Annotated in this window: 4 protein-coding genes; 1 reads left to right on the top strand and 3 read right to left on the bottom strand. The window is 65.2% G+C overall.

Going from position 1 to position 7488, the window contains the following annotated elements; translation table 11 throughout:
• Positions 1 to 400 precede the first annotated feature (400 nt).
• Positions 401 to 2416, bottom strand: coding sequence for a serine/threonine protein kinase (locus tag ACJA3G_RS25005; RefSeq protein WP_406555293.1), 2016 nt, complete (start codon positions 2414 to 2416; stop codon positions 401 to 403).
• A gap of 1128 nt (positions 2417 to 3544) precedes the next feature.
• Between ACJA3G_RS25005 and ACJA3G_RS25000 the strand changes: the two genes are divergently transcribed.
• Positions 3545 to 4693 (top strand): beta family protein, encoded by a 1149-nt coding sequence (locus ACJA3G_RS25000; RefSeq protein WP_406555292.1) that lies wholly within the window; start codon positions 3545 to 3547, stop codon positions 4691 to 4693.
• A 198-nt stretch (positions 4694 to 4891) separates the two neighbouring features.
• Here the strand turns inward: ACJA3G_RS25000 and ACJA3G_RS24995 are convergent, their stop codons facing one another.
• A complete protein-coding gene (locus ACJA3G_RS24995) occupies positions 4892 to 5887 on the bottom strand; it encodes a hypothetical protein (RefSeq protein WP_406555291.1) in 996 nt (331 codons plus the stop codon).
• 561 nt (positions 5888 to 6448) lie between these two features.
• Positions 6449 to 7488 (bottom strand): magnesium and cobalt transport protein CorA (locus ACJA3G_RS24990; RefSeq protein WP_406555290.1); only part of this gene is annotated, 1040 nt, incomplete at its 5' end.

The raw sequence follows: 7488 nt of genomic DNA, 5'->3' as shown, positions 1-7488 counted from the left end.
GGGGCTCGGGGGCGTGAGCCAGTCGCGTCGCTTGAAGCCGAAGCAGAGTCGCGCGTGCACAGGACCACCGCCGACGCGAGGTGCTCAGAGATGGCTCAGCCGTCACCCAAAGTATCGGCGATGCTGGAGTCACAGGGGCAAGAGAGGCTAGACGCGTGGCTGGTCCGGGGCGTGCTGCCCGTGGTGGCCCACGCACCGAAAACAGGTCCGGCGGGCGAGAAGGACCGGTAGCAGCTGAACCTACGACCTCTTCGTCACCGAATGGCTGGCTGTGCCCCTCTGGGCTTAGCGCTGATCAGCTCGCCGCGGTGTCTTGCTGCTTGGGCTCTCCTGATGGTGCTGAACCGAATGCTGCTGGCTCGCCCCGGGCCGCTCTTCCCGTGGGCGCGGACTTACACCTTCAGGCGGGGCACTCGGACGCTGTCGTTGCCGTACCCGAGCGCACCACTTGGTAGCGGGACGCAGCGATCTCCGCCACCGCGTAGTGCACATACGGCCACGCTGTGCCCGAGTCCTTCCGCTGCCGGACCAGAGCGCGGCACGCCTCGCCTGCGGCCATCGCCGCCCAGACGTCGACCTCGTCCCTACTCCACATGTTGTAGTTGGACCACACGTACGTGGCCGATCCCGCGGGGTCGAAGCCAACGCTGATGTCCCTGCCGCTCAGGGTGCGTACTGTTCCCAGCGTCTGTTGCATGCTGTTCGACCTCGCGATGATCTTCCGTGCTGCTTGGTCGGCGACCCGGATTTCGGTGAGGTCTGTGCTGGGCACCATCGCGGCGGCTTGCCCGTCATCATTTGGCTGCCAGGTATCAGGCACCGAGGTCGTCTCCTGGTCGGCGGCCGACCTGCATCGGGAATTGGCCATGAAGTCGTCGTCCCATGCCACCCGGGTGGTGCTGCCGGGCGACTCGTTCACGAGGACGTACTTGCGGTACGGCAGGTCCGGGTGAAGCCTGCGTACCACATCCCGCAAGGTCAGGCAGATGGAGGACGCGATCTCGGTCTCCGTGTAGAGGCGCACTGCCTCTACACCGGTCAACGAGTAGGAGAGGTACACCTCCTTACGCGGCTCGTGGAACGTCACGGTCTTCGGAGCGACCTCGATCCCCTCATGCCAGATGGTTCCGGTGTCGTGCAGAACCGCGCGAGCCACATCGTGCTCACCTTGTCCCTGCGCCGGACGTGCCTGGTGCCACGTAGCCAAACTTGGGCTCCCACCGATCACGAGGGCGCCCGACCCTCCAGCACGAGCAGGCGTCGCCGAAGGCTGGGGCGATGTGTGTGCGGGCGTAGGAACGATGTTGGTCCCTGGTGCCGCCGCGGGCGCGTCACCAGTAGTTTCCTTGGGCAAGAAGACCAGCCCTCCGCCTGTCAGCGCGCCGACGACCGCTGCAGCCACCAGGACCGTGGCCACGGTGCGTTTGCCTGTATGAGCTGGCGGAAGGTGCCAGGAAGGGTCGGGTATGGGCGGCATCTGCCATCCTGTGGCCACTAGGTTGCCGACGCGCGTCGGCTCCAGCCCGGCATCCACTACCTGTGTTGTCTGGGCAGCGAGCAACTTGGCGCACTTCTCAGCGGCTGCATCAGCTGTTCCACGTTCGTCCGCCCCCTTGGCCAGAGCTTTCTCCAGGACCCTTCGAAGCCCTTCCGGTATCCCTTCCAGATCAGCCGGCTCGGACATGATGCGAAATGCGACGACGTCCGGTGCACCGGACCCGAACGGCAGTCGCCCAGTGGCGGCATAGGCGATGAGTGCTCCCCACGTGAAGATGTCGCCTGCGGCTGCGGTTGTACCGTTCCGGTAATGCTCAGGGCTGATCCATCCAGGCGTGCCGGTCATCGAGCCAGTACGGGTCACGCTGGTGCCGTCAAGGGCACGGGCAATCCCAAAGTCCAAAATCATGGGCCCGGCCGGCGCGAGGATGACGTTCTGAGGCTTTAAATCACGGTGGATCACGTTGGCCGCATGGATGGCAGCGAGTGCGGTGGCGGTGCCGGTGGCGAAGGCATACAGACTTCCTCCGGTCAGGGGCCCGTGCGCGGCCACGTGCTCATTCAGAGTGGGGCCGGGGACGTAGGAGGTGGCGAGCCAGGGGAGCGCGGCTTCCGGGTCGGCGGAGAGTAGCGGCACCAGGGATGGGCCCGTTACGCGCCGGGAAAGCTCGACCTCGCGCCGGAACCGGGCGCGGAACTCGGGGTCTGCGGCCTGTGCGGGGTGGATGAGCTTCACCGCTACCCGTAACCCAGTGGGGTCGAGTGCGGCATGAACTGTACCCATACCGCCTGAGCCCAGACGTCCGACGATCCGGTAGGGGCCGATGCGGACAGGGTCTCCGGGCTGGGCGGGTCTGACACGAACGGACAACGGATCTCCCGCAGGAACGGATCGACGGCTGGCTGGAGACGCTCGCATGGTTCAGAGCGTTCGTGCTGAAGTGCAACAGCCATTGTGCGCCGGGTATCTGGAAACCGTTGCCAGTTTTGGCTGCTGCGGGGATGGTTGTTGTGGAGAGCAGGGTGGAGGGAGGGCCCCGGCCTCGCTGTTCGTTCATGTCGTCGTCCAAGGGCGAGTTCGTCGAGCTGTACCGACACGGTGACCGCGGTCGGTCAGGTCAACTCCTCGGAGGTCCGGAGAACAGGTCAGGCCCGGTACTGATCTCTTAGTACCGGGCCTGACCTGGTTCTACAGGTCGGGGTCGCGAAATTTGATCCCGTCGCCCTTTGTCCCGACGCAACTTGGGATACTCGGTATCCTTGGGCTAACTGCCTGCCATTTGTGCTGATGGTCCGCTGACGTCCTGGGCGTTTCCGACTGTGCGCCAGTACTGTCACGCAACTAGACACTCAGTGTGTCTAGCTCAAACCCCCTCTTGGGCGGGAGACAGGAGGAGCGACACCGCCGGTGACAGCCCGTCAACCGGGCGTGTATGCGGTTACCAACTCTCTCATCTCGGTACCTCAACTCCACGCCGGAACCGCTCTGTCGTAGAGAAGCAGAAGGCGAGCCACAGCGCCTCCGGCATGTTCAGGCCTCAACTCTTTGGGGAAGTCTTCGCCGAGATGGATCCCTTGAGCCCATGCGCCGGGCAGGAGCAATCCGGTAGGCATGATCGGGATCGGACCAGTCGAGGTCACTGTGCAGAAGTGTGGCGTACGGCTTCCCAGGGCGCTGTTAGAAGATCCATTGCTCATCGAACTCTCTGATCCAGTGCAATACGTGGTCTGAGCTATCGAAGACGACGCCTGCCAGCTTTCCGAGGTGACTCAGGACAGGGTTCCGTCCCCGGATACCCGCCGACTTACGCACGGGCTTCATTCAAAGCGCCACGTGCTTCGGCACACCGTCGCCCTCGACCACTACGCCCACTTCATGCCGGAGGCCGGAGGCAAGGGACGGGCAGCCGTTGATTGCTTGCTCGACGGGCTCCAGGGGCGTCACGGCGGCGTGAGCTGAGGCTGTACCACCGCGCGGTACCCGTTGCTCTCGACTCTCCAGCGCAAGGGGGTGTTGTTCTCGTGTCGCGGGGCAATGGGGCCTGCATTGGCTGAGAACACCCTCTTCCGCAACCACGCGTTGCCGCTCACCCTGGTCAGAAGGGACGAGGAGCAAGCGGTGAACAAGGGGGGGCGAGCCGCTATGTCCGAACCGCTGTACGTTCCCGCACTTCCGGCGCGACCTCATGCTGCGGACGCCTATCGCCGTCTGCGTCCCGACATCCAGCGGGCTGTGGCACCACTGTGGAGTCTCCCGCTCCGCCCCGGCCTGTTGCCTTCGGAGCTGGAGTCCATGTTCCGGGGTGACCTGGAGAAGGTGACGAAAGCTCAGCGCTACCATCCGGCATGGCTCGACGCCCCATTCGCCGATGAGAGTCAACTTCCGGTTCTTGAGCCCCTTTTGAGCGGAGTCATCGCTGTGGCCCCGTTGCGCCCCGTGACAGGGCCGGAGCGGCCTCGGGCACAGCAGACATGGGCACTGGAGACGGCCCGGCGCTCCGGTGACGGACTCGGTATCCGGGTGCGGATGGCAGAGGGGTGGGGTGGTGGTGACGTGGTCGAGCGTGTTCGTGACCTGCTGGCGCGTGCGGACCTTGCTGTACGGGTGGACCTTCTCCTTGACCTGGTCGCTGTGCTGGCCGACCGCCCCGACGCCGGCAAGGAGGCGTTGAGGGCGCTGGACGCGCTGGTATCTCTCGCCCCGTGGCGGACCGTCGCGGTGATTGGTGGTGGGATGCCAGCGCTGACCGCTGAATTGATGGACCAGGGACTGCACGACGAGCCGCGCACGGATTGGACCCTGTGGTGCGAGACCGCGGAGAGTGGACGGCCCTACCTTTCCCTACTGACCTACGGCGACTATGGGATTCAGGCCGCCTCCGACCTTGCTCGCGTTCCGCAAGGCAAGGGCGGCCCGCCATGGGGAGCGCTGCGCTATACCACCGACCGCTCCTTCGTCATCGTGAAGATGCTGGCGCGTGGCGAGGGGCATGCCACCAACAACCGTTTCATGGCGCGGCACTTACTTGACTCTCCCGGCTTCAGGAAGCCTAGTACGAGTGCCGGTGAGGCTTGGATCCGTGACTGCGCACAAGGGAGTGGTGGAACTGGCACCTTCAGTACTTGGTTGTGGGTCGGCAATGCTCAGCACATGACGTATGTCGTCCAGAGCCTGCGAGCCATGGGCGCTCCTTGATCGCGCCCCTTCGGCCTGGACGGCTGCTGACGGCTGGCCTGGGCGCGGCTCCGCGCCGCCGGTACCACTCGTATGTGAGTCCACAACTTGGACCGCCCCCGCTCTGCAGCGAGCGGGGGCGGTCGTGAGGCTGTCCTGCGACGACCGGTTGGTCGAGGCCGTCATCTGGTCAGCCCGATCCCTCCTCCGGACGCTCGATCACGAGTCGTGATGCTTGGTTACCACCATGGTGGTCCCTTCGAGTGCCGTTCCCACCGGCGTCTTGGCCCACTGTGCAAGCACCATCGGGTTCTCCTCCACGGATTTCAGCAGGCGTGTGATCTCGTCGGCGTCCGGTGCAGAGGGAAGAGCACATTTGAGTATGGTGCTGCCGGTCGCACTGGTGTGTTCCCCGTATTCTTCGTGGGGATCGTCAGGTTCCCAGTGCCCGATCTCGATCTCCCACGAGCCGACGTCGTCAGAGGGTTCGGGCGCGTGGACGGTCAAGTAGAAACCGTCAGAGTCGTAGGGCTCCGCAAACAGCTCGCAGCTGGGATCATCCAGGGAAGCCCACATGGCACCGCTCCTGGAGTGTGCGGTGACCAGTACTCGGAGGCCGGCGACGGCCTTCTCCCGAGCCTCCGGGGTGCAGTCTTCCTCACGGCTGTCGAGCTGTGCACGTGTCCGGTCGCTCAGTGTGTCCATTCCGTCGTCGTAATTCACGAATGGATGGTCGAACTCCCAGTGCCGCTCGGGCTCCGGCTCGTCTCCCGAAGAAGTCCCTGAGAAGTCATCGAGTGCTGCTCGCAACTCGCGCTCCTCTAGCTCCAGTTCGGAACGGATCGCCCTGCTGACCGTATCGGGCACAGCCACCAAGGCATCCTCCAAGTCGGCCAGCGCCTGATGAAGCCTTAGGCAGACGTACTCGTACCACAGGCTGTGCGCGCCATTCAGGAGTTCGACTCGGGCGGCAGCGTCAGTCAGCGCCGCGAGGTGCTTGTGCGGGTAGTAGTCCACGCGCCGTTCCCGGCGGTCGTGGACACTGACAGGGACGGTAATGAAGGCGGAGATCCGGTTGAGGGCGTCGACGATCGGAGCCGCGAGGCGAGAGTCGCCGAGGCTCGTCACAGTCTTGGACGCTACGCCGTCCGGGCCCTGGTAGGTCGCAAGGATCTGCGTCTTCCCACGGTTGGCGTGCTGGGAATAGATGGTCAAGGCATCGCCTTTCACCTGCCCGGCGGTTGACAGCCGAGAACAGATTGGGTGCGTAGGGTGTGGAAGCAGGTGGTGGCGAGGGTGCTCTCCGACGCTCCGTACCTAAAGATGACGGGGGGTGGCCCAGGCGCTTTCCCGGGCTCCATTCCTACGTGCAAGCTAGCCAGACGGTCGAGCGCATCGCAAGCGGGTTCCCGCCAATCTTCCCCAACCGTGACCCTCGACGAGGTCCGCGCCGACTGCTGCACATCGGAGGCGAAGCCCTTACGCACCCGCCTCGTTCACCAGGGCTGTCACCACGGCTCTCGGCCGGGAAGTGCGGCCCTCCTGATGGAGAGGGCGAGCCGCGCTGCGCGCAGACGCCCGCACGGCCCGGTAGGACACACTAAGTGACGGTTGGCTGAAGCCGCTCCGCTGAGCCACGTCGTACGGCAAGTGCGGAAGAGCAGGTGAGGAGAATGATGGCCCGCTCCCCAAGGCCGCGCATTCTCCCCAGGGCCCAAAACAGTTACCCATGGATGTCCGCATAAGCGAAGTTGATCATTTGGCTTGGGCTGGCGCCTACAGCCAGTCCCGTCGCTTGAAGATGAAGTACAGGCTCACGCACACCCCCGCCATCAGCAGAATTGCGAACGGGTACCCGAACCCCCACCCCAGTTCGGGCATGTTCTCGAAGTTCATCCCATAAATAGTTCCCACCAACGTGGGAGCAAACAAAATGGCCGCCCAAGACGAGATCTTCTTGATCTCCTCGTTCTGCTCGAAGCCCGCCTCCGCCAGTGCCCGCATCTCCGCGTTCTGCTGCTGGGTCACCAGCGTCGCGTTGACCGTGAGGATCTCCGTGAGGGCCTGGCGGAAGCCGTCCACGCGTTCGCTGGTGTGGGTGACGTGGTCGGCCACGTCGCGGAGGTAGCGCTGGAGTTCCTCGTCCGTGCCGTACTTCGCGAAGCCCGCCATCAGGCCGTGCAGCATGCCGACCAGGGGGCGTGTGGCGCGTTGGAACTCCACCATCTCGCGGGAGAGTTCGTAAATGCGGCGCGACACCTCCGGGTCGCCGCGGAAGACTTCCGTCTCGATCTCGTCGATGTCGTTCTGGACGCCGGCGACGACCGGGGCGTAGCCGTCCACCACCGCGTCCAGGATCGCGTACAGCACCGCCTCCGGGCCCAGGGCCAGCAGCTCGGGGGTCTCCTCCATGCGGCGCCGCACCGCCGAGAGGTCGGGGGCGGCGCCGTGGCGGACGGTGATGAGGAAGTCGCGGCCGATGAAAACGTGCAGCTCGCCGAAGTCCACCTCCTCCGGCGCGTCCAGATAGCGGGCCGCGCGCAGCACCACGAAGAGGGTCTCGCCGTACCGTTCCAGCTTGGGGCGCTGATGGGCCTCCAACGCGTCCTCGACCGCCAGCGGATGCAGGTCGAACTCCTCGGCCAGGGAGAGGAGTTCGGCCTCCGACGGGCGGTGCAGGCCGATCCACGCCATGCCGTCGGGGGTCTCGCGCAGCCTGCGGAAGGTCTCCGCGAGCGTGTCGGGGGACGAGACCCGGCGGCCGTCCCGGTAGAGCGCCGCATCCACCACGCTGCGGTGCTCGTGCCGTACGGGAC

The sequence above is a fragment of the Streptomyces sp. YS-3 genome (assembly GCF_045257485.1).
Lineage (GTDB): Bacteria > Actinomycetota > Actinomycetes > Streptomycetales > Streptomycetaceae > Streptomyces.
The sequence above is the reverse complement of the archived record's forward strand: the minus strand, read 5'-3'. Positions and strand labels throughout refer to the sequence as shown.

Bases quoted from the DNA above. Each gene is read 5' to 3' on its own strand.
- ACJA3G_RS25005 (WP_406555293.1), bottom strand. From the start codon at position 2,416: ATGCGAGCGTCTCCAGCCAGCCGTCGATCCGTTCCTGCGGGAGATCCG.